Annotated in this window: 21 protein-coding genes; 5 read left to right on the top strand and 16 right to left on the bottom strand. The window is 34.0% G+C overall.

Annotated elements, in window-relative coordinates:
- Positions 1-41 precede the first annotated feature (41 nt).
- Positions 42-1,082 carry an agmatine deiminase family protein gene (locus tag OZP06_RS17985; protein WP_269223077.1) on the bottom strand — a complete coding sequence of 347 codons (1,041 nt, stop codon included), beginning with the start codon at positions 1,080-1,082 and terminating at the stop codon, positions 42-44.
- Positions 1,083-1,276: 194 nt separating this feature from the next.
- On the opposite strand from OZP06_RS17985, the gene OZP06_RS17980 reads away from it, so the two are divergent.
- Positions 1,277-2,803 (top strand): choice-of-anchor I family protein, encoded by a 1,527-nt coding sequence (locus OZP06_RS17980; RefSeq protein WP_269223076.1) that lies wholly within the window; start codon positions 1,277-1,279, stop codon positions 2,801-2,803.
- Positions 2,804-2,981: 178 nt separating this feature from the next.
- On the opposite strand, the gene OZP06_RS17975 is transcribed toward OZP06_RS17980, so the two are convergent.
- From OZP06_RS17975 to OZP06_RS17965, 3 genes are all read right to left on the bottom strand, one after another.
- Entirely contained in the window at positions 2,982-3,869 is an 888-nt protein-coding gene (locus tag OZP06_RS17975) for a carbon-nitrogen hydrolase (protein WP_281239473.1), read from the bottom strand.
- Between the two features lie 228 nt (positions 3,870-4,097).
- Positions 4,098-4,823: a DUF4386 domain-containing protein gene (locus OZP06_RS17970; RefSeq protein ID WP_269223075.1), complete on the bottom strand. Its 726-nt coding sequence runs from the start codon at positions 4,821-4,823 to the stop codon at positions 4,098-4,100.
- Between the two features lie 217 nt (positions 4,824-5,040).
- On the bottom strand, positions 5,041-6,201 hold the full coding sequence (locus OZP06_RS17965; RefSeq protein WP_269222240.1) for an IS110 family transposase: 1,161 nt from the start codon (positions 6,199-6,201) through the stop codon (positions 5,041-5,043).
- A gap of 484 nt (positions 6,202-6,685) precedes the next feature.
- On the opposite strand from OZP06_RS17965, the gene OZP06_RS17960 reads away from it, so the two are divergent.
- Complete coding sequence (locus OZP06_RS17960) at positions 6,686-7,711, top strand: LLM class flavin-dependent oxidoreductase (RefSeq protein ID WP_269223074.1); 1,026 nt, start codon at positions 6,686-6,688, stop codon at positions 7,709-7,711.
- A 134-nt stretch (positions 7,712-7,845) separates the two neighbouring features.
- Here the strand turns inward: OZP06_RS17960 and OZP06_RS17955 are convergent, their stop codons facing one another.
- The gene (locus tag OZP06_RS17955) at positions 7,846-8,694 is read right to left on the bottom strand and encodes a L,D-transpeptidase (RefSeq protein ID WP_281324057.1); all 849 of its coding nucleotides are present in this window, start codon (positions 8,692-8,694) and stop codon (positions 7,846-7,848) included.
- 147 nt (positions 8,695-8,841) lie between these two features.
- On the opposite strand from OZP06_RS17955, the gene OZP06_RS17950 reads away from it, so the two are divergent.
- Complete coding sequence (locus tag OZP06_RS17950) at positions 8,842-10,596, top strand: ABC transporter ATP-binding protein (RefSeq protein WP_281324056.1); 1,755 nt, start codon at positions 8,842-8,844, stop codon at positions 10,594-10,596.
- Between the two features lie 167 nt (positions 10,597-10,763).
- On the opposite strand, the gene OZP06_RS17945 is transcribed toward OZP06_RS17950, so the two are convergent.
- The 5 genes from OZP06_RS17945 to OZP06_RS17925 all read right to left on the bottom strand — a co-directional run bounded on the left by OZP06_RS17945 (position 10,764) and on the right by OZP06_RS17925 (position 13,918).
- Positions 10,764-10,934 carry a hypothetical protein gene (locus OZP06_RS17945; protein ID WP_269223072.1) on the bottom strand — a complete coding sequence of 57 codons (171 nt, stop codon included), beginning with the start codon at positions 10,932-10,934 and terminating at the stop codon, positions 10,764-10,766.
- Positions 10,935-10,972: 38 nt separating this feature from the next.
- Positions 10,973-11,446, bottom strand: a complete 474-nt coding sequence (locus OZP06_RS17940; protein ID WP_269223071.1) for a DUF6169 family protein — start codon at positions 11,444-11,446, stop codon at positions 10,973-10,975.
- A 12-nt stretch (positions 11,447-11,458) separates the two neighbouring features.
- Positions 11,459-11,581, bottom strand: coding sequence for a hypothetical protein (locus OZP06_RS17935; RefSeq protein WP_255557953.1), 123 nt, complete (start codon positions 11,579-11,581; stop codon positions 11,459-11,461).
- Between the two features lie 123 nt (positions 11,582-11,704).
- A complete protein-coding gene (locus OZP06_RS17930; protein WP_269223070.1) occupies positions 11,705-12,574 on the bottom strand; it encodes a DUF808 domain-containing protein in 870 nt (289 codons plus the stop codon).
- Between the two features lie 183 nt (positions 12,575-12,757).
- Entirely contained in the window at positions 12,758-13,918 is a 1,161-nt protein-coding gene (locus tag OZP06_RS17925; RefSeq protein WP_269222240.1) for an IS110 family transposase, read from the bottom strand.
- A gap of 136 nt (positions 13,919-14,054) precedes the next feature.
- Here OZP06_RS17925 and OZP06_RS17920 point away from each other — a divergent pair, with 136 nt between their 5' ends.
- Positions 14,055-14,267, top strand: a complete 213-nt coding sequence (locus OZP06_RS17920; protein ID WP_269223069.1) for a hypothetical protein — start codon at positions 14,055-14,057, stop codon at positions 14,265-14,267.
- Between the two features lie 72 nt (positions 14,268-14,339).
- Here the strand turns inward: OZP06_RS17920 and OZP06_RS17915 are convergent, their stop codons facing one another.
- The 4 genes from OZP06_RS17915 to OZP06_RS17900 form a co-directional block, all read right to left on the bottom strand.
- On the bottom strand, positions 14,340-15,380 hold the full coding sequence (locus tag OZP06_RS17915; protein WP_281239480.1) for a GMP reductase: 1,041 nt from the start codon (positions 15,378-15,380) through the stop codon (positions 14,340-14,342).
- Positions 15,381-15,479: 99 nt separating this feature from the next.
- The gene (locus OZP06_RS17910; RefSeq protein ID WP_269223068.1) at positions 15,480-15,878 is read right to left on the bottom strand and encodes a hypothetical protein; all 399 of its coding nucleotides are present in this window, start codon (positions 15,876-15,878) and stop codon (positions 15,480-15,482) included.
- Positions 15,875-16,228: a hypothetical protein gene (locus OZP06_RS17905; protein WP_281239482.1), complete on the bottom strand. Its 354-nt coding sequence runs from the start codon at positions 16,226-16,228 to the stop codon at positions 15,875-15,877. Before OZP06_RS17905 ends, OZP06_RS17910 begins: the two co-directional genes overlap by 4 nt.
- Before the next feature lie 16 nt (positions 16,229-16,244).
- Entirely contained in the window at positions 16,245-16,529 is a 285-nt protein-coding gene (locus OZP06_RS17900) for a YtxH domain-containing protein (protein WP_281239483.1), read from the bottom strand.
- 330 nt (positions 16,530-16,859) lie between these two features.
- Between OZP06_RS17900 and OZP06_RS17895 the strand changes: the two genes are divergently transcribed.
- Positions 16,860-18,296, top strand: coding sequence for a hypothetical protein (locus OZP06_RS17895; protein WP_281324055.1), 1,437 nt, complete (start codon positions 16,860-16,862; stop codon positions 18,294-18,296).
- Positions 18,297-18,620: 324 nt separating this feature from the next.
- Here the strand turns inward: OZP06_RS17895 and OZP06_RS17890 are convergent, their stop codons facing one another.
- Together OZP06_RS17890 and OZP06_RS17885 are read right to left on the bottom strand one after the other, a co-directional pair.
- Positions 18,621-18,974, bottom strand: a complete 354-nt coding sequence (locus OZP06_RS17890) for a hypothetical protein (protein WP_269223064.1) — start codon at positions 18,972-18,974, stop codon at positions 18,621-18,623.
- A gap of 220 nt (positions 18,975-19,194) precedes the next feature.
- Positions 19,195-19,842, bottom strand: coding sequence for an HAD family hydrolase (locus tag OZP06_RS17885; RefSeq protein WP_269223063.1), 648 nt, complete (start codon positions 19,840-19,842; stop codon positions 19,195-19,197).
- Between the last annotated feature and the right edge of the window lie 43 nt (positions 19,843-19,885).

The following is a 19,885-nucleotide window of genomic DNA, read 5'->3' as shown; positions in this document are numbered from 1 at the left end:
GCAGAATCTGGATTTAAATATATTTAGTCATTTAAAATGTTTTACTCTGGTATTTGCTGACTCAAACAATGCAACGTTCCAAATCCCCAAATGAAATCAATAGCACTGATTCCGATGATTTCTCTATCTGGAAAACATTCTGCTAATATGTTCAGGGCCACTCTGTCATTAGAATCATTAAAAGTAGGAACCAATACACAATTATTCAAAATCAAGAAATTGGCATAACTTGCTGGTAATCGCAATCCATCAAAATCAATACGTTTTGGCATGGGCAATGCTACGATTATTGGTGATTTTCCATCTTCTAGTTTGGCATTTTGTAATCTTTTTAAATTGTCTTGCAATGGTTTGTAGTTGTTGTCGTTGTGATCCAATTCGACAATAGTTACAATGGTATCTTCATTTATAAATCGGCATAGATCGTCAATGTGCCCGTGGGTATCATCACCTTCAATACCGTCTCCTAGCCAAATCACATTCGTAACTCCCAAATATTCTTTGAAAACGGCTGCGTAATCTTCTTTGGTGAAACCTGGATTCCGTACTTGAATATCGGGATGCATAAGGCATTCTTCGGAGGTTAACAAAGTACCACGTCCGTTTACATCAATGGCGCCACCTTCAACAATTACGGGTTTTCCTTTGTACATCACTTGAGTAACAGGAATGTTTAGAAAATCACCCACTTTGTTAGGAACGTGTTTGTCTAAATTAATGTTTTTGTATTTGGCCCAGCCGTTAAAATTAAAATTTAGTGCTTCTCTTTCAGTGCCATTTTTTACAATAATCGGACCAGAATCGCGCATCCAACTGCGATTGGTTTTATGAACTATAAAAGACACATTTTCAAAATGTACATGTGCTTCTTTTAATAGTATGGCTACTTTTTCTTTTTGATTTTCATCGGCAACGACCAGAAAAACAGTTTCAAAATTGGCTACTTTCTTGATGAATTCCACAAATGCCCATTGAACGGCTTCGAATTTTCCAGGCCAATCTTTTCCGTTATGAGGAAAACATAATAAAATTCCTTGTTGCTTTTCCCATTCTGCGGGGAATCGTCTTGTAAGTGTAGTCATAGTAAATGCTAATTGTAATGTGTGCAAATATAAACAAACAGTATAATTAATAAATAATTCTGACGACTTCATTTTAGTCAAGGATATGATTAAATGAATAAAACCAAGATATTTTTTGTTAAAGATTTTATAATAGTATCGTAATATATAATGCTCTATTGAAAGTTATTTTTGAAAAAATTAAAACAAACAAAATGATAAAGAAAAGTGTAGCTGTACTTGCAGTGTTATTTTTAATCGTAGGTTGCCAAAACAACAATGATTCCAATGAAACTCCGGAAGTAGCAGTAAACGAAAATCCTTCCACTTTCAAAGAAATTGGGTCTTTGACTATTGGGGGAACGGGTGCTGCTGAAATAAGTGCTTATGATGAAATTTCCAAAAAATTATTTACAGTAAACAATAGCAGTGCCAATAAAATAGATGTGATAGACTTTTCAGATCCGTCGAAACCACTTTTGATTGCCAGTATTGATTTGGTTCCTTATAATGGAGCTGCCAATAGTGTTACTACTTTTAATGGAAAATTGGCGGTAGCTTTAGAATCTAAAACAAACAAACAAGAATCAGGCAAAGTTGTCGTTTTCGATACTTCAAATTATGTTTTGGTTAAAGAAATTACTGTTGGTGCATTGCCCGATATGATTACCTATTCACAAGATGGTAAATTCATAATGACCGCTAATGAAGGGGAACCAAATGATACTTATTCGCTTGACCCTGACGGATCGGTTTCGATTATTGATGTTGCTTCAAATTATGCGGTGACAACTTTAACTTTTGGAAGTTTTAGCGGTCAATTGGCCGATTTAAAAACCAAGGGGTTCAGAATAGCAAGTCCAACCAATAATTTCGCAGCCGATATCGAACCAGAATATGTAACTATTTCAGCCGATTCAAAGACGGCTTGGGTTACTTTACAAGAAAATAATGGAGTTGCCAAAATTGATTTAGCAACAAAGAAAATTGTTCAAATTTTTCCTTTAGGATATAAAGATTATAGTTTGGCCGAAAATGCGATTGATATTAGTGATAAAGATGGGACCGTAGCTTTTAATCCATGGAAACTGAAAGGAATGTTTCAACCCGATGCCATCAGCAATTTTGAAGTGAATAGTGTGCAGTATATTGTTACCGCAAATGAAGGAGATGCCCGTGAGTATTCCGCTTTTGTAGATGTTAAAAGAATTAATTATGCTGCAATAGTATTAGACCCAACCATTTTTCCAAATGCTGCAGCGCTAAAAGCGGATGCAAGTATGGGAAGATTGAATATCAATACCAAAATGGGAGATACCGATGGTGATGGTGATTTTGATGAGTTAGTGGGATTTGGAGCTCGTTCATTTTCAATTTGGAATGGAGTTACAGGGCAATTGGTTTTTGACAGTAAAAATGAATTGGACAAAAAAGCTCAAGAATTTGGTGTTTATGATGATGGAAGAAGTGATGACAAAGGAGCAGAACCAGAAGCAGTTTACGTTACTAAAATGGGAGATAAACAGATTCTTTTTGTCGGATTAGAAAGAGCTGATGCTTTTATGGTGTATGATGTGAGTAATCCAATAGCTCCAAAATATTTGCAAACCATAAAAACAGGTGATGCTCCAGAAGGTTTATTGTTTATTCCTGCTTCCAAAAGCCCAAACAAAAGAAGTTTGGTTGTCGTAAGTAGCGAAGGAGATGGAACTGTCAAAATATTTCAACCCGATTTGAATTAGTAATAATTGTTGAAGGAAGAGGTGCTAAGACGCTAAGGTCTAAAAGATTATTATCTGAATATTTAGTTAATTAGTGCCTTTTATTTTATTCCTTATTCGATTGAAATAAAAAAAAATCTACCAAAAGTAAAGAAATACTCTTGGTAGATTTTTTATTTATTGTTGTTTTTTAAAACAATTAGTCGATTGCTCGTTTGGTAATATCTCCAAAAGCATCGATTCTTCTGTCTCTAAAAAATGGCCAGTTCTGACGCACATTTTCCTGTAAATCTAAATCTACTTCGGCAATAAGAATTTCTTCTTTATCGTGTGAGGCTTGCGCCAAAATTTCGCCTTGTGGTCCTGCAATAAATGATGATCCCCAAAACTGAATTCCAGCTGTTCCTTCAATATATTGTTCCAAACCAATTCTATTAGCAGCAGCTACATATACACCATTGGCAACAGCGTGCCCTTTCATTACGCTCATCCATGCACCGTGCTGGTTTTCGCCGTATTGCTCTTTTTCTTGAGGATGCCATCCAATAGCTGTTGGATAAAATAAAACTTCGGCTCCTTGCAAAGCAGTTAAACGAGCTGCTTCCGGATACCATTGATCCCAACAAATTAAAGTTCCAATTTTACCTTTTTGAGTTGGAATCGTTTTGAAACCTAAATCTCCTGGAGTGAAATAGAATTTTTCATAGAAATGAGGATCGTCTGGAATGTGCATTTTGCGGTACAATCCAGCTTCAGACCCGTCAGTATCGATGATGTAAGCACTGTTGTGGTAAATTCCAGCCATTCTTTTTTCGAAGAAAGGAACAATAATTACAACTCCCAACTCTTTTGCCAAAGCACTAAAAGCAATAAATGAAGTGCTGTACAATGGTTCTGCCAAAGCAAAATTATCTACATCTTCACTTTGACAAAAATAATGACTGCTGTATAATTCCGGTAACGAAATCACTTCAGCCCCTTGATTGGCAGCATCTCGAACCCAACTCATGCATTTTTTAAGGTTGTTTTCGGCAACATCGTTAAGGTTCAATTGAATGACCGCTATTTTGTACTTTTTCTTTGACATGGTAAAAAATTAGACTGCAAAAATAGTTATTTTTATAGAGAGTTGGTGTAATGACTTTTGGATTTTTTGAAGCTCCAGTTGAATTGTTTGATTTAAATACTAGTTTGTACTAAAAAAACAGACGCTAATTAATATTGTTTTGCATTGAATTGTATAACCCAATTTCAATCCCATTAAAGAGTAATTTTATGTAAAATTGAATTAGCCAATTGTTTTAAAAAAGTGCTTTTATATATTTTTATAAACTGAGTTTTTCCAGATAGGCAGATTTACTCCTTTGAAAATGAGCCATAAACTAAATGATAATTCGGCAATCAGACAAGGCATTAGCAATGCAATACTTGAAAGTTGTGGCACTAAAAGAAGTGCAAAACTATTTGTAAGGTAACAGATTCCAGCAATTGACATTAAAACTCCAATAGTTTGAGGGAAATAATTAGATTTAAAAAGGAGATACCCTTCGATAAGACAAACAAAACCAAAAAAGATTAGCCCAATTCCAAAACCAAAATCATGTAATTTAATGGAAAGGTAAGATAAAGCGTGCAGTTGTTCAGGGCTAAATGATTTTAGGTATTCAGCATCGCCTAAGAAGAACAATGCGGCCAAAAGATTTAACTTGTTGGCAACTAATACGGCTGTTTGTATTAAATTAAACGATAAGTTGAGTAACGCCAATTTTTCACTTACAGGTCTGAGTAGGTAATACAGAATTATCATTACTGGCAAATCACAAATATGCATTACCAAATCAGCACTAATACCCATTCTCCATAGCAATTCAGATTTCATAATATTGTTTGCAGTGGCGTTTGCATCTCCATAAACGAGTAATTTATTGCGAACCAAAAGTTCTCCAAAAATACCCGTTACTATAATTAATAAATATAGTATTCCAGCAATTCTTGCATAAAGTTGAGGTGAGTCTTCGAATTTTTTGAGAGATAGTTTCATATTTGGTAGTTTAGTTCTAGGTATGACGTTTACTATTTAAAATTGTTACTGGTCTTTCTTATTAAAAAAAAGTGCATTATCGTTATGCAATGCTATTCAATGGATAATTTGAATTTATATTTTTGAGGTACTAATAACCAATTGTAAAAGTTTTGCTGAAAAATAAAATTGGTGGTCTAGGTACTATCTTCAATACCTAATTTATTTTGGTTAATTTTTATATATTTGTTACACCGAGAGGAAGCTTCTTGCGATTATTCACTGGATGTTTACCTTGTGTAGCCTCAATTTTTATGTTGGGGCTATTTTTTGCTATTGTGTCTTCTTCGAAGCCAATTGCCCGAGAGGTCAACTTTTGCTCCTCTTCTTGGATATTTAGCTGATAAATAGCATCGTAAGCTTCATTCTTTTTCCATAAATGATAAATCATTGTCAGTATCTTTTTTTGAACCGCCACATAACTTTTCATTTTTATTCCATGTTTTTCATAGGTTCTATCATATAAATCTTTGAAGGGTTTAACTTTGCATTGAATAACTACCAATGACGGCATATGTAAGGCGCGTCTTATTCTTGAATTCCCTCTTTTTGATATTTTGGTTTTACCAACACGCTTTCCTGATTGTGCTTCAACTACGTCATAACCCGCATAAGACACTAACTGTTTGTAATTCGTAAATAATGTAAAACCGTTGGTTTCAGCCAAAATAGTACTCAATGTTAAAATTCCTAATCCTTTCATTTTCAATATATTTTCAGTCTTGTCATAAACTTCTTTATTAGATTTCAAATGAATCTTTATTTCTTTGTCCAACTCTTTGAGCTGTGTCTCAAATAAAATTATGGTTTGCTCTAATTGATTTGTAACTGAATCCAAATGGTGCATTGCAAAACTCAACGCATCTAATTGGTTTTTTAAAACCGTTTTCAATTCGGTAACATTTTGATGTTGCCTTGTCAACAATCGTAATTCATAGAAAAAGGATCCCATTGGTTGCCATAAATCTAAGCACTGTTCGGCTCCCATTTGTGATAATCCTTTGGCATCAATGCTGTCATTTTTTGATTTGAGCCCAATAGCTTCCAAATATTTTTTTGCTTTATTAGGCAAAATTATAGAAACATCAAATCCTTTCCCAAACAAACAATAAGCACAATTCTCATGATAAATCCCTGTAGCTTCCATGCAAATTACCACAGGAATAGTTTCCTTTTTATGCTTTAAAATCCACTCTTCCAAAGAAGAAAATCCTTTTAATGTGTTAGAAATAATGGTACTTGACTTTACAGTTACCTTTTGTTTTTCATCAATAACACTAATACAAGCATTAATTTTTTTGCTTGAAACGTCTAATCCAACAGAATACTTTAAATTCATAACTCTTTGATTTAGAATCAATAAACAAAATATTACATAAATCTTTGCTCATTTTTTATACAAGATCCAAATTAAATTCTGGTCTTTAAGTACTATTGTGACTCGAAATGTAATAAAAACGAAATGGATTAACCTAATGTCTACAATATCATCAAAAGATGTATTTCGCCCCGATAGAATTTGGCCATTTCGTTTTGCTTATCAATTGTTGTATTTCAAAGATACATTTCATATTTTTAACATAGTCAAAGATATGAGCCCCGATGGAAGGGAAAATCTCCCGATTTAGGAAAACAAGGCTTTTTTGCCGTAGTTTTTCTTTATCGGGAATTGGAATGACAGCGGGACAACTGTTGATGCAATTACAAATACTTCTGCTCCTAAATTATTAGAACAAACTCCATTAAATATTATAATTCAATTAACATCTAGATCTAAATTCCATCAGCGTTAATGTCTAAATTTGTACAAACTTATGATGAATATGAAAACCCCAATTCCGATTTCCATACTAGAACTTGCGATAATTACACAGGACAGCAACGCTAGCGAAACGATGCGAAAAACCAAAGAGTTGGCGCAACTTGCCGATGGGTTGGGGTACAAACGATTCTGGTTGGCCGAACATCACAATATGGCGCATGTTGCGAGTACGGCAACGGTGGTTTTGATTGGGTATATTGCGAGCCAGACGCAACATATACGAGTGGGATCGGGAGGGATAATGTTACCGAATCATTCGCCATTGATTATTGCCGAGCAGTTTGGGACTTTGGGACTTTTGTTTCCTAATCGAATTGACCTTGGTTTGGGAAGAGCTCCTGGAACCGATTCGCTTACAGCACAAGCCATCAGAACTGATTTTTTTGAGGAATCACAACGATTTCCAAAAAATGTAAAAGCGTTACAAGACTATTTTTCGGAAGGGAATGCTACCGCAAAAGTGCGCGCTTTTCCGGCTGAAGGCACCAATGTCCCGATTTGGATTTTGGGTTCGAGTATGGATAGCGCGACATTGGCTGCCGCTTATGGATTGCCGTATGCTTTTGCAGGACATTTTGCGCCCAAACAAATGTTGCAGGCTTTTGAGTTTTATCGCGAAAATTTTAAACCGTCAGCATATTTAGATCAACCTAAAACAATGGCTTGCGTGAATGTTATTGCTGCCGATACGGATAGTGAAGCCGAAGTTTTATCGACGAGTTTGTATCAAATGTTCTTGAATTTAGTTCAAAATAACAGAAAACCCTTGCAGCCTCCAGTGGTTTCCTTGACTGAGCTTATGAATGATATGAGTGAGGAAGCTCGTTTTCATGTGAATCAAATGACCGCTGGATCATTTATTGGCAGTAAGGAAACGTTGATGAAAGAATTGAAAGAATTTGTAAAATATTCCAAGGTTGATGAGCTGATGATTACCAGTCCCATCTTTAATCATCAGGATAAATTCAAGAGTTTGAAGATTACGAAGGAGGTTGTTGATGCTATAACAGAGGCTGTATTGATATAGTTTCATGCTAAGATTATACTGAATCAGTCTCTCGCAAAGGCGCGAAGGTGCAAAGAAAAGGAGTTTTAAACTTTGCGCCTTTGCGAGAAATAAGGCATTGTACGCTTTCTGCAATCAGCAGACTGCAATTTTTTTTACTCCTTACTAGGCCGGTTTTCTCTTTTTTTCTGTTCGGATAGAATGCCATTTAAGTAGGATTTTGTTGCTTGTTCAATTTCGTCTGCCGAAATGTTTAATGCTTTGGGGCTTTGAACCAATTGCAACCAAGGTTTTGATTCGCCAAAAGGATATGCACCAAAAACAATTACAGGAGTTCCTTTTACGAGTATGTTTTCATCGTTTTTCAATATCCATTGATCGGCCCAATTGTAAAGGTATTTGGCATCCTTTTCTTGAAGTCTTAAGCAAGAATGCGAGGCAGGATAACCCGGCAATTGATATTGATGCCAACCAATCCCTAATTTATTGGCAATGTTAAAATTCCAATACAAATCCCATTCGTCATTGAAAGTACTGGTTGTTTTTTCGGCTTTCCAATTGGTGTAGAAAAGTCCAGTAGGCGTGGGGTCTTTTTTTCGACCCATATTGGTGGGGCCAGTGTATATTAATTCGCCGTTTTCATAAGCAGCAAAGGTTTGTGTTGGATATGAAAAATAGATAATTTTAGTAATGCTTTTTAAATACGGAACTTCTAAAGGAAACGGAAGATAAAACGCCAAATCACCTGTTAAGTCACTTGGAATAAGAATGGAATCCATCTTAGTGATATTGTTTTTGTCGGTTCGATTAATGGCAAGAGCGATTCGGATCTTTGTGCTATCGGTATTCTTTGCCAACCATTCTTTCGATTTTTCGAAATGAAACGAAATGGTTTTGGGCTGTTTTCGGATAATTGTTTTTTTGGGTTCCATAATCTCCTGATTCTTCTGTTTGCACGAACAGAAAAGGACAAGAAGGATTACTATAAGGATTGTCTTTTGCATAGCTAATTTCTTTAGTGTAAAAATGAAAATTTTAACGAAGAAGACTGTTATATAATTATGGGGATTAGTTGTGTTATTATTTTACCAATTTTATTTTATTGAATTCAATAGTTGTAGTTTTGCATTCTAAATATTTTAAATAAATCAATGAAAATTTTATATACCTATATCAAAGAACACAAGCAATTATTATTTTTAGCCTTATTTTTAGCCGCAATTAATCAATGTTTCTCTTTGTGCGATTCCATTATAATTGGTAAATTATTGAACCAATGCGGTGTTGGAGTTGCCAATTTCAATCATAATTTTCCAAATTTCACCAAAGCGGTTATAGGCTGGTTGGCGCTGTCATTAGGCGCTGCAATGATGTCCAGAATAGCCAAGAATTTTCAGGATTATTTTACCAATATCATTATTCAGCGTACAGGTGCCAAAATGTACACAGACGGGATTCAGAAAGCGTTGGAGTTGCCTTTTCAGGATTTTGAAGATCAACGAAGCGGCGAAACATTAGGGAAACTTCAGAAAGTAAAAATAGATTGTGAAAAATTCATCACATTATCTATTTCATTGGTTTTTCAATCCCTTATCGGAATCACATTTGTCGTGGTTTACGCTATTTCTATCGATTGGTTGTTGGGACCTATCTTTTTGGCAACAGTTCCTGTTATTGCTTTTATTAGCTCATTTTTGGGAAAAAAAATCAAAAAAGTTTCCAGAGAAATTTTAGGTGAAACCACTGCTTTGGCGGGTGCAACTACTGAATCCTTGCGCAACATCGAGTTGGTGAAAAGTTTAGGATTGACCGAACAAGAAGTGAACCGTTTGAACAGCACAACCATAAAAATATTAGGATTGGAGTTGAAAAAGGTGCGCTTTATTCGTTCGTTAAGTTTCATACAAGGAACAACAGTTCATTTTATGAGAACGGCTTTGGTTTTTGCTTTGTATATGTTTATTTTTAAAGGAGTTATTAAACCAGGTGATTTGATTACGCTGATGTTTTTCTCTTTCTTTTTGTTCAATCCATTGCAGGAATTGGGGAATGTTATTGCGACTTATAACGAAACAAAAGCTTCGATGGATAATTTTGGTGATTTGATGAATGCCAAAAGCGAAGAGAAACCTTTGTTCCCAAAAACAATTGGTTTTATCAATAATTTGAGGTTTTCAAATATTTCATTCAAGCATCAAACTGCCACTTCTTACGCTGTCAAAGACATTTCTTTTGAGGCCAAAGCGGGCGAAACTATTGCTTTTGTTGGACCATCGGGAAGCGGAAAAACGACTTTAGTCAAAATGTTAGTTGGATTGTACACACCAGAGGAAGGCGCTATTTTTTACAACGATATCAACGCCAAAGAAATTGATTTAACCGAATTACGCCAGCAATTGGGTTTTGTGACTCAAGATGCGCAATTGTTTTCTGGAACCATAAAAGATAATTTACTGTTTGTAAAACCCAATGCAACCGACGAAGAAATAAATGATGTCTTGCAAAAATCGGCTTGTCAAAATTTATTGGAGCGCGCCGAAAAAGGATTGGACACGACTATTGGCGAAGGCGGTATAAAAGTATCTGGTGGAGAGAAACAACGATTATCGATTGCAAGAGCCTTGTTGAGAAACCCGAGATTATTGTTGTTTGACGAAGCGACATCTGCATTAGATTCCATCACCGAAGAAGAAATTACGCAAACCATTCGAAGCATATCTTCCAAACAAGACCAAATTACAGTATTGATAGCGCATCGTTTGTCAACCATTATGCACGCAGACCGAATTTATGTATTGGAGCAGGGAAACATTATCGAACAAGGAAAACACCAAGATTTATTGGATGAAAAAGGATTGTATTATGCCATGTGGAGACAACAAATTGGGGAGAGAAAAATAGTTTAAGTCTCAGTTTTGGAGCAGAAATATTTGGTATTTTTGGCAGCATGGGTTCCGCTATTCGTTGCAATCTTCCGATGAAAAATCGGAAGGATTTCCACTTCTATCGGGGCTAAAAGCGAATATTTTGCATTTTTGCCATCATTCCAAATAATAAAAGCCAAATCCAATAATTAATCGTTATTGGATTTGGCTTTTATTTTTGCCATTTCCTCCAAGAGTTTCGCGGGAATTGGTCTGCATTTGCAATTTTTTTCGTGTTCCAAATGCCATTGGATTCTTTGTTCTAAAGTTGGATTTTTAGGCATTTTATTGTTTAAATGCCATTCACGATTAATGTTCATCTCAATTTACTTTTGTATTGATAAGTAAGACTATCGGCTTATTTAAGACTAGTAAATTCATCTAGTTGCAGATTAATATTTTCAATCACTTCGTTCATCTCATAACATTCATTTTTGAATATAAAACCTAAATTGTAATTTATATTTTCTTCCTGAATTTGATATTCTAAATTAAGTTTTGAAAATTCCTTAGTTTGAAACTTTTTGTACCATTGGTCAAATAGTCTTTTTCTATAATCTTGTTTCAAATCCATACTGTCACAGACATAATGTAGTATTGAATTTGGATGGCTTTTGAAATAATTACAAATAATGGTTGTAATTGTAATTTCAATTTTATCGTCTTTGTAAAATTTTTGATTATTCATTTCCCAAAAATCTACTGAATATAAATTTTGAAAATAGGCATTGCCAAAATCCATTTTTCTGAATGCTATAAAATAGTTTAGACCGTGTTTAGTCGTAAATGAAAAAAGAGGATCAACGCCCTCTTTTAGAATATATTCATACATAAAGCTTCTACTTTATTTTGTCTTTTTTACTGTTTTTTCCATAACAACCTTACGGTACTCTTCTTTCAGAGTAACCATTTTTTTCAAAACAGCAGTTGTTTTTGAATTTGGTTTTAATGTGATTGTTTTTTCCATGATTGTTTTAATTTAAAGTACAAATATAATAAATGTTTTTATTGTTTGTAAGCTATTTTAATTCATTGTTTTATAATGGGTTATGAGCCAGTAATTGGCGCATATAAAATTATTCTGTTTCCCTTACTTTTTTCCAAACATCATTTTGAAGAGGTTTATAATTCCCAAAACAGCAAACCCAACTATAAGTCCGATGCTGAATTCTTTTATAATAGAAGGCAATTGAGGTAGTATATGATGTAAAAAATCAATATTATGTACAAATATGCCACCAGCTACTAATAGCAAAGCTATTGTACCAATAATAGCTAGACTTTTAATGACTTTTGGCAAAGCTTGTACCAGAATATTACCAATAGTTTTAGAGAAACTGTGTTCTTTAGTACTTAGCCCAATAAGTTTAAAACCTACTTCATCCATTCGTACAATAACAGCAACAATACCGTAAACACCAACAGTTGCAATTATTGCAATTATAGAAACAACAACAACTTGAGATAAAATTGGTTTTCCAATTACGGTGCCGAGCGCAATGATTACAATCTCTACCGATAAAATAAAATCGGTTACTATAGCTGATTTTATTTTTTCTTTTTCTAAAGTCAAAATTTCTTCTTCGGTAAAAGTTTTTATTTTAATCTCGGTAGTCGTCGGATTGTGAGGGAAAAGGTATTCATATATTTTTTCGGCACCTTCATACGCTAAATACAGTCCTCCAAGCACCAGAATTATTATAATTGCCAAAGGGAAAAAGGCACTTAGTAGAAAGGCAATAGGCAAAATAATTAATTTATTGATAAAGGAACCTTTTGCAATTGCCCATAAAACTGGGAGTTCTCTGGATGAAACAAAACCAGAAGCCTTTTCGGCATTTACGGCCAAATCATCACCCAAAATACCAGCTGTTTTTTTTGCTGCAATTTTGCTCATTACAGCAACATCATCCATAATTGCTGCGATATCATCTAATAGTGCGAAAAAACCTGATGCCATTTTGATTTGTTTTAGGAATAGAGTCGATTTTAGTATTGTTTAGCCAATATTGAATCTATGAATTTTTTTATTAATGCTAATCTACTGCTTTTTGATTGAATCTAATTATGAAATTAATGTTTGAAGACACTAAATTTCTCGCTTAGGTACTATCTTCAATACCTAATTTATTTTGGTTAATTTTTATATATTTGTTACACCGAGAGGAAGCTTCTTGCGATTATTCACTGGATGTTTACCTTGTGTAGCCTCAATTTTTATGTTGGGGCTATTTTTTGCTATTGTGTCTTCTTCGAAGCCAATTGCCCGAGAGGTCAACTTTTGCTCCTCTTCTTGGATATTTAGCTGATAAATAGCATCGTAAGCTTCATTCTTTTTCCATAAATGATAAATCATTGTCAGTATCTTTTTTTGAACCGCCACATAACTTTTCATTTTTATTCCATGTTTTTCATAGGTTCTATCATATAAATCTTTGAAGGGTTTAACTTTGCATTGAATAACTACCAATGACGGCATATGTAAGGCGCGTCTTATTCTTGAATTCCCTCTTTTTGATATTTTGGTTTTACCAACACGCTTTCCTGATTGTGCTTCAACTACGTCATAACCCGCATAAGACACTAACTGTTTGTAATTCGTAAATAATGTAAAACCGTTGGTTTCAGCCAAAATAGTACTCAATGTTAAAATTCCTAATCCTTTCATTTTCAATATATTTTCAGTCTTGTCATAAACTTCTTTATTAGATTTCAAATGAATCTTTATTTCTTTGTCCAACTCTTTGAGCTGTGTCTCAAATAAAATTATGGTTTGCTCTAATTGATTTGTAACTGAATCCAAATGGTGCATTGCAAAACTCAACGCATCTAATTGGTTTTTTAAAACCGTTTTCAATTCGGTAACATTTTGATGTTGCCTTGTCAACAATCGTAATTCATAGAAAAAGGATCCCATTGGTTGCCATAAATCTAAGCACTGTTCGGCTCCCATTTGTGATAATCCTTTGGCATCAATGCTGTCATTTTTTGATTTGAGCCCAATAGCTTCCAAATATTTTTTTGCTTTATTAGGCAAAATTATAGAAACATCAAATCCTTTCCCAAACAAACAATAAGCACAATTCTCATGATAAATCCCTGTAGCTTCCATGCAAATTACCACAGGAATAGTTTCCTTTTTATGCTTTAAAATCCACTCTTCCAAAGAAGAAAATCCTTTTAATGTGTTAGAAATAATGGTACTTGACTTTACAGTTACCTTTTGTTTTTCATCAATAACACTAATACAAGCATTAATTTTTTTGCTTGAAACGTCTAATCCAACAGAATACTTTAAATTCATAACTCTTTGATTTAGAATCAATAAACAAAATATTACATAAATCTTTGCTCATTTTTTATACAAGATCCAAATTAAATTCTGGTCTTTAAGTACTATTGTGACTCGAAATGTAATAAAAACGAAATGGATTAACCTAATGTCTACAATATCATCAAAAGATGTATTTCGCCCCGATAGAATTTGGCCATTTCGTTTTGCTTATCAATTGTTGTATTTCAAAGATACATTTCATATTTTTAACATAGTCAAAGATATGAGCCCCGATGGGAGGGAAAATCCTTTTGCAAACTTTGTCAAAGTTTTGGACTTTGACAAAGTTTGCAAAAGATTGGAAGGACAGCGGGAGTGAAGTCGATGAAAAAACGAAAACTTTTGCTCCTTAAATAAAACATTTGCCTTTCAACCAGTGTTTTCCTTGTGATTATTTGTTGAAAATAACATTCTCTTGTTCCAAAACTCGAATAAAGGTGGTTCTCTTGGTCAATTCTTTCAATTTGGAAGCGCCCACATACGTGCAGGTGCTCCTGATGCCACCAAGAATGTCTTTTAAGGTAATGATGACGTCTCCTTTGAAAGGAACTTGAACCGTTTTTCCTTCGCTGGCTCGGTATTCGGCGACACCGCCAACGTGTTTGTTCATGGCAGTTTCCGAACTCATTCCGTAGAATTTTTTATATTTTTCACCTTCCATTTCGACCAATTCACCACCGCTTTCGGTATGACCAGCCAGCATTCCGCCCAACATCACAAAATCGGCACCAGCACCAAAGGCTTTGGCTACATCACCAGGAGTGACGCATCCGCCATCGCTGATGATGTGTCCTCCTAAACCATGCGCGGCATCGGCACATTCAATGATAGCTGAAAGTTGAGGATATCCGACACCTGTTTTTACTCTTGTGGTACAAACCGAGCCAGGACCGATTCCTACTTTGACAATATCGGCACCGGCCAAAAGCAATTCTTCGACCATTTCGCCGGTAACGACATTTCCGGCAATAATTACTTTATCGGGATATTGTTCGCGTGCTTTTTTGAGGAAACTCACAAAATGCTCGGAATAGCCATTGGCCACATCGATGCAAATAAATTTTAGCTGTGGATTGTGTTCAAATATTTCGCCTATTTTCTTGAAATCATTTTTTCCAGTTCCAGAACTCACCGCAATATAATTGGAAATGTTCTCGGGTGCATTTTTCATGAATTCATTCCATTGCTCTAGGGAATAATGTTTATGAATGGCTGTAAAAAGATTTTCTTTGGCCAATGCCAATGCCATTTCAAAAGTACCAACTGTATCCATGTTTGCTCCCATGATAGGAACTCCTGACCAAGTTGAGGTACTGTGTAAAAATTTAAATTCCCTCTCCAAAGAAACCTGAGATCGACTCTTTAAAGTAGAGCGTTTGGGTCTAATCATTACATCTTTAAATCCTAATTTAAGTTCGGTTTCTATTCTCATGATTTTGAAATATGGTTACCTAACAAATGTATTGTTTTATTGAAAAAACTCCGATAAATAGGCGTTAAATATTTATGGTTTTTTCAAGGATTATTTAGATTATAGAGGTGTTTTTTGGTTTTTATGATTATTGAAAAAATGCTTGATAAGATTACTGCCAATTGTTTTAATCGTTTCTGAATGTTTTGAAACCAAATTAGCTATGGCAAATTGCGCTAGTGTTCCAACTACGCTCTTGATTGCACTGTGAGATCCATCTACCAAGAGTTTTTTAGAAATGAATCCGGTACTTAATCCAATTGCATTACTTACTAAATCATTTTGTATTTCGGGTGAAGTAGTTACTTCGTGAAATACGGTTTTAAAAAGGTTGAAGGGTTTTAAACTTTCAAGAGTAATGTGAAATTGTTCTCTTAGGAGATTCAATTCAGTTTCACATTGTTTTTGTTGTTGAATTATTAATTCATTCAATGAATCCGTTTCGTTTCTGTTTTTCATACTATTTTCTCTTTGAGTAATTTTTTAATAATAGCATTGCTTACAGGATATTTTAAGCATTGGTTCCGAAAAAGGTGAAGAAATATTGCTAGGAATAAATAGAAAGCTCCTACAGTAAAATAACCATAAAATGCCTCCCCAAGAAGTTTTCCTATCCATAATGCGACTCCAATGCTGCTCAATAAAACTGAAAATACAACGGTCATAATAACCACAAGTCTTGAAACTAGAGATGATGCAATATCGGCCGTTTTATCTATGGTATTTAGTCTAAACAATTTTAGGCTAGTTTTGCTATACTCTTCTGCTTGTTCAAAAAGTGTTGTTATAGGCGTTGTATTTTTAGTCATATTAAATTTTTTCTGGTTAATAATTTGAAACAATATGATTGGTATTTTTTTTTGCTTCATCAAATTCTGCTTTCGTATCTTCTGTCAACTCTTGTGCAAATTCTTTTGCATTTTGAAGTTTTTCTGAAATAGAATCAGCAATCTCATTGTATTTTGATTTTAAATCATCTGCATAATCACTTCCTTTGTCCATGATTTGTTTACGTGTTACAGACCCTTTATCGGGTGCAAAAAGAATTCCTAAAATTCCACCTATGGCAAGACCTGCCACAGTTCCTAATACTACTTTACTTGTGCTCATAATTATTATATTAAATTGTTTTTTTGTTTGAATATTACTTGTTTTAGTACAAAATAGGTACAAATTTTTTTCTTTGTGTTTATTGATATAAAACAATTTATCCACTGTAAAGGTGAGGTTCTTAAAGGGATTTTCTTTTATACTATTTTTATGAAAAGTTGCATGATTTACAGATTGCAAATGAGTTATGTAGGTTTAATGATACACATTTTTAGTGTCTTTGTACCTAAATATGTATGCCTTGAAGCATATTTTTAAATTCTACTTGTTAATTACGTAGTTTCATATTGACAAAAAAAATAACCTCAAATTTTTAAAAAGTAAAATCACATGAAAACAACAAAAAAGTTATTATTATTAATTGGATTAATCACGTTTTGTGGTTGCAAAAACGATTCAAAAACAAAAGTAGAAACAGTTGATTATTCTAGCACCACTTTTTCCGATTGTTTAGCACCGGCAAGTTGGTTTGTTACGGTAAATAATACCCGAAAAACGCCTGCACCTAATGAAGGTCCAACAAGTGTATTTGCAAATAATGCAACGGTAAGCAATTGCGATTTTCATCAATGGTCATGGCAAAAGTTTCTATGGCTAACCAATGAGGTAAATGGACGACCACAGTTTATGGATAGTTTGATACAAGTGTCTTCATCTGGTCAAAAATTAGATCAGAATAAAGGGATTATTTTGACAGATACGGCTCAGGCTAGTTCTACAACGGATATTTTAAAAACACCAAATTATGCATCAGGTGTTCCGCCATCCACTACCGTTTATTATTCAATATTTATGGACAAACTGCTGTATGAGACAATGTTAAAATATGGACCAATAGCCAAAAAAGATCCTTCCTCTTTAAAGGATATAACCTTCCCTGTAGGAGCACTAGAACTTAAAACCTCTTGGATAAATGCAAGCGTTCTTAAGGATACAACCTCTTATTGTATTACTAATGGTCTGATTAATGGGGTAAAAACTAGAGTGGCGCTTTTGGGAATGCACGTGGTGGGTGTTGTAGAGAATCACCCTGAATTTGTATGGGCTACTTTTGAACATGAAAATCTTGCTCCTGCGTATGATTGGGCTAAAGCTACTCCAACAACTGATGCAGCAGTAACTAGCACGGTTGATTATCCTTTTTTTAACAAAAGTACAACAGCTACCGTTAAGAACATCACTTCTGGAAATGGTGTTTATACCGATGTTTTTTCTGTTTATAAATATGGGGTTCCTGTTGAAAAAGCAATGAAAGGATCTTTTAATGTTCAGCTTTTCATGGAAACAAGTCAAAATGGTTCAGAGAACTTCAATAATATTCGTACTATTAATGAAAGTGTAAAGAAACAACTGAAAGGGGTTTGGAACAACTATTTCTATAATGGTTCACTATGGATCAATACCGAAGGATATTTTGGAACTAAATCTCAAGCAGCCTTATTGGACTCGTTGAGTTACAAGCTTTCGAAATCTGAACCTGGAAAATTAACCAGAGGTTCTGTTGCAGCATATAATATTACTATGGAAACGTATGTTCAGGTAGGATTTGGAAAACCATCTTCTATACATGGTACTACAGTGGGTAATCTCGTGAATTGCTTCTCTTGCCACAACACATCTTCCGAAAACACAGTTTCACCACTTTTTATTAGTCATGTATTTACGGGTTATGTACAAAGTTTGAATGGATTGAACAAAAAGGAAATCAAACAACAACATGTTAATGAAATCAATAAACAATATCTGTTGCGTTTGAAAGGAATTTAAAGCAATTGAATTAAGCCTTTATTTTTTCTAAATTCTGGTTTAAATTCAAAACACAAAACCACAGTAAAAGTCTGTGGTTTTTTTGTGCTTTGTATTTATTTAGGCTATTTTCTAATTTCAAAAGCTTTGCTTGCAGAATAGTATTGTTTCGTAAAAGTATTTGTAAACTCAAAAGCTTTATCTGATAAAATAAAAAAGCAACCCTTTATGAGTTGCTTTACATATATTCTGAAACCATCTGGTTTATGTTTTCAATAACGAAAATAAGTTTAAATCATAGAATTAAAAACCATATTATTTCTTTTTTAAAAACGATGTTTCTAATTAGATTTCTTTGGTCATTCGCTCAAGTGATAATTTATAGATCACGGCAAAAACACCGTCTTTCATGAATTCATTAAGTTTTGGTTTAAATTCTTCAGCCATTTCGGTAATTGCAATCATCTTTTTATTGTTTTCACGATTTTCTGGTTCCGTTTTTCGAACCCTAATTACTTCAATGAATTCATCCATCCATTTTTCATGGAGAATAATAAATTCTCTTTGCTCGCTAGTTAATTTTTTGATCTCAGTTAGATCTAAGTGGGATGCAAAACTGCTAGGACTGATTAATGTTGCTCCAGTTGTCAAACCTAGGAATTTAAAAAAATTTCTTCTATTGGATTTTGAATCTAGCATATGAATTAATTTTTAATGAATAAAATAAACATAAAGATATATTGTTTCTATGAGAAATTGGTAAAAATGGTTAGAAATAATTTTTAAAATATTGACCAACAGTATAATTAAGAATAGCTAAAAGCAGATTCTCTCGATTTATAAAAAGGCAACAATCTATTGAAAAAAAATAGATAGGGTACACTTTGCGGACAGTCATATAAAACTTTATAAACTGAAATTACAAAATCTGAATTAAATCCAAAGGATGATTTAATACTTGTTTTGCACCATTTTCTATCAATTCTTCTTTTGGTCGATAGCCCCAAGAAACGCCCACTGCAAACATATTGGCATTGGTTGCCGTTTGCATATCAATACCGGAATCACCTACGAAAATTATTTCTTCTGGTTTTAGCCCCATGCTTTTGCTTATTACCAAAGCTTCGGTGGGATTGGGTTTTTTGAGTGATTCAGTGGTTAATCCCACCGCAGAATCAAAATAGTTAGAAAACATAGCAGCTGTTATTTTCTTGGTAAGTTCATCCGATTTATTAGAGAACACACTCATTTTTATATTATTAGAAATTAAATAATCCAATAATTCGATTATTCCTTCATACGATGTTGTTTTATGAGTACAAGCATCACGGTATTCCTCAATCATTAAACGGTAACAGCTCTCAATACTTTTTTCATCATTATGTGTTTTGGGTAGTGATTTGCTCACTAAATTACGCAAACCACTACCTATGAAATATTGATAATCATCATAACTATGCATAGGGTAGTTGAGGTTTTGAAGCACGCTGTTCATAGCATCTGCAATGTCTTCCAATGAATTTACCAATGTTCCGTCTAAGTCAAAAATAACTCCTTTAAACTTCATTTTTTGTTTTTAATTAATCGAAAGAAGAATCCCTTCGATTGTT

It is taken from the genome of Flavobacterium sp. IMCC34518, from assembly GCF_027111095.2.
Classification (GTDB): Bacteria; Bacteroidota; Bacteroidia; order Flavobacteriales; family Flavobacteriaceae; genus Flavobacterium; species Flavobacterium praedii.
Note: the sequence above shows the minus strand (reverse complement) of the source record. Positions and strands in the feature narration are given on the sequence as shown.

Bases quoted from the DNA above. Each gene is read 5' to 3' on its own strand.
- OZP06_RS17910 (WP_269223068.1), bottom strand. From the start codon at position 15,878: ATGAAAAACAGAAACGAAACGGATTCATTGAATGAATTAATAATTCAA.
- OZP06_RS17905 (WP_281239482.1), bottom strand. From the start codon at position 16,228: ATGACTAAAAATACAACGCCTATAACAACACTTTTTGAACAAGCAGAA.
- OZP06_RS17920 (WP_269223069.1), top strand. From the start codon at position 14,055: ATGTCTACAATATCATCAAAAGATGTATTTCGCCCCGATAGAATTTGG.
- OZP06_RS17960 (WP_269223074.1), top strand. From the start codon at position 6,686: ATGAAAACCCCAATTCCGATTTCCATACTAGAACTTGCGATAATTACA.
- OZP06_RS17965 (WP_269222240.1), bottom strand. From the start codon at position 6,201: ATGAATTTAAAGTATTCTGTTGGATTAGACGTTTCAAGCAAAAAAATT.
- OZP06_RS17985 (WP_269223077.1), bottom strand. From the start codon at position 1,082: ATGACTACACTTACAAGACGATTCCCCGCAGAATGGGAAAAGCAACAA.
- OZP06_RS17885 (WP_269223063.1), bottom strand. From the start codon at position 19,842: ATGAAGTTTAAAGGAGTTATTTTTGACTTAGACGGAACATTGGTAAAT.
- OZP06_RS17945 (WP_269223072.1), bottom strand. From the start codon at position 10,934: ATGAACATTAATCGTGAATGGCATTTAAACAATAAAATGCCTAAAAAT.
- OZP06_RS17915 (WP_281239480.1), bottom strand. From the start codon at position 15,380: ATGAGAATAGAAACCGAACTTAAATTAGGATTTAAAGATGTAATGATT.
- OZP06_RS17925 (WP_269222240.1), bottom strand. From the start codon at position 13,918: ATGAATTTAAAGTATTCTGTTGGATTAGACGTTTCAAGCAAAAAAATT.
- OZP06_RS17970 (WP_269223075.1), bottom strand. From the start codon at position 4,823: ATGAAACTATCTCTCAAAAAATTCGAAGACTCACCTCAACTTTATGCA.
- OZP06_RS17940 (WP_269223071.1), bottom strand. From the start codon at position 11,446: ATGTATGAATATATTCTAAAAGAGGGCGTTGATCCTCTTTTTTCATTT.
- OZP06_RS17975 (WP_281239473.1), bottom strand. From the start codon at position 3,869: ATGTCAAAGAAAAAGTACAAAATAGCGGTCATTCAATTGAACCTTAAC.
- OZP06_RS17895 (WP_281324055.1), top strand. From the start codon at position 16,860: ATGAAAACAACAAAAAAGTTATTATTATTAATTGGATTAATCACGTTT.
- OZP06_RS17900 (WP_281239483.1), bottom strand. From the start codon at position 16,529: ATGAGCACAAGTAAAGTAGTATTAGGAACTGTGGCAGGTCTTGCCATA.
- OZP06_RS17890 (WP_269223064.1), bottom strand. From the start codon at position 18,974: ATGCTAGATTCAAAATCCAATAGAAGAAATTTTTTTAAATTCCTAGGT.
- OZP06_RS17930 (WP_269223070.1), bottom strand. From the start codon at position 12,574: ATGGCATCAGGTTTTTTCGCACTATTAGATGATATCGCAGCAATTATG.
- OZP06_RS17950 (WP_281324056.1), top strand. From the start codon at position 8,842: ATGAAAATTTTATATACCTATATCAAAGAACACAAGCAATTATTATTT.
- OZP06_RS17955 (WP_281324057.1), bottom strand. From the start codon at position 8,694: ATGCAAAAGACAATCCTTATAGTAATCCTTCTTGTCCTTTTCTGTTCG.
- OZP06_RS17935 (WP_255557953.1), bottom strand. From the start codon at position 11,581: ATGGAAAAAACAATCACATTAAAACCAAATTCAAAAACAACTGCTGTT.
- OZP06_RS17980 (WP_269223076.1), top strand. From the start codon at position 1,277: ATGATAAAGAAAAGTGTAGCTGTACTTGCAGTGTTATTTTTAATCGTA.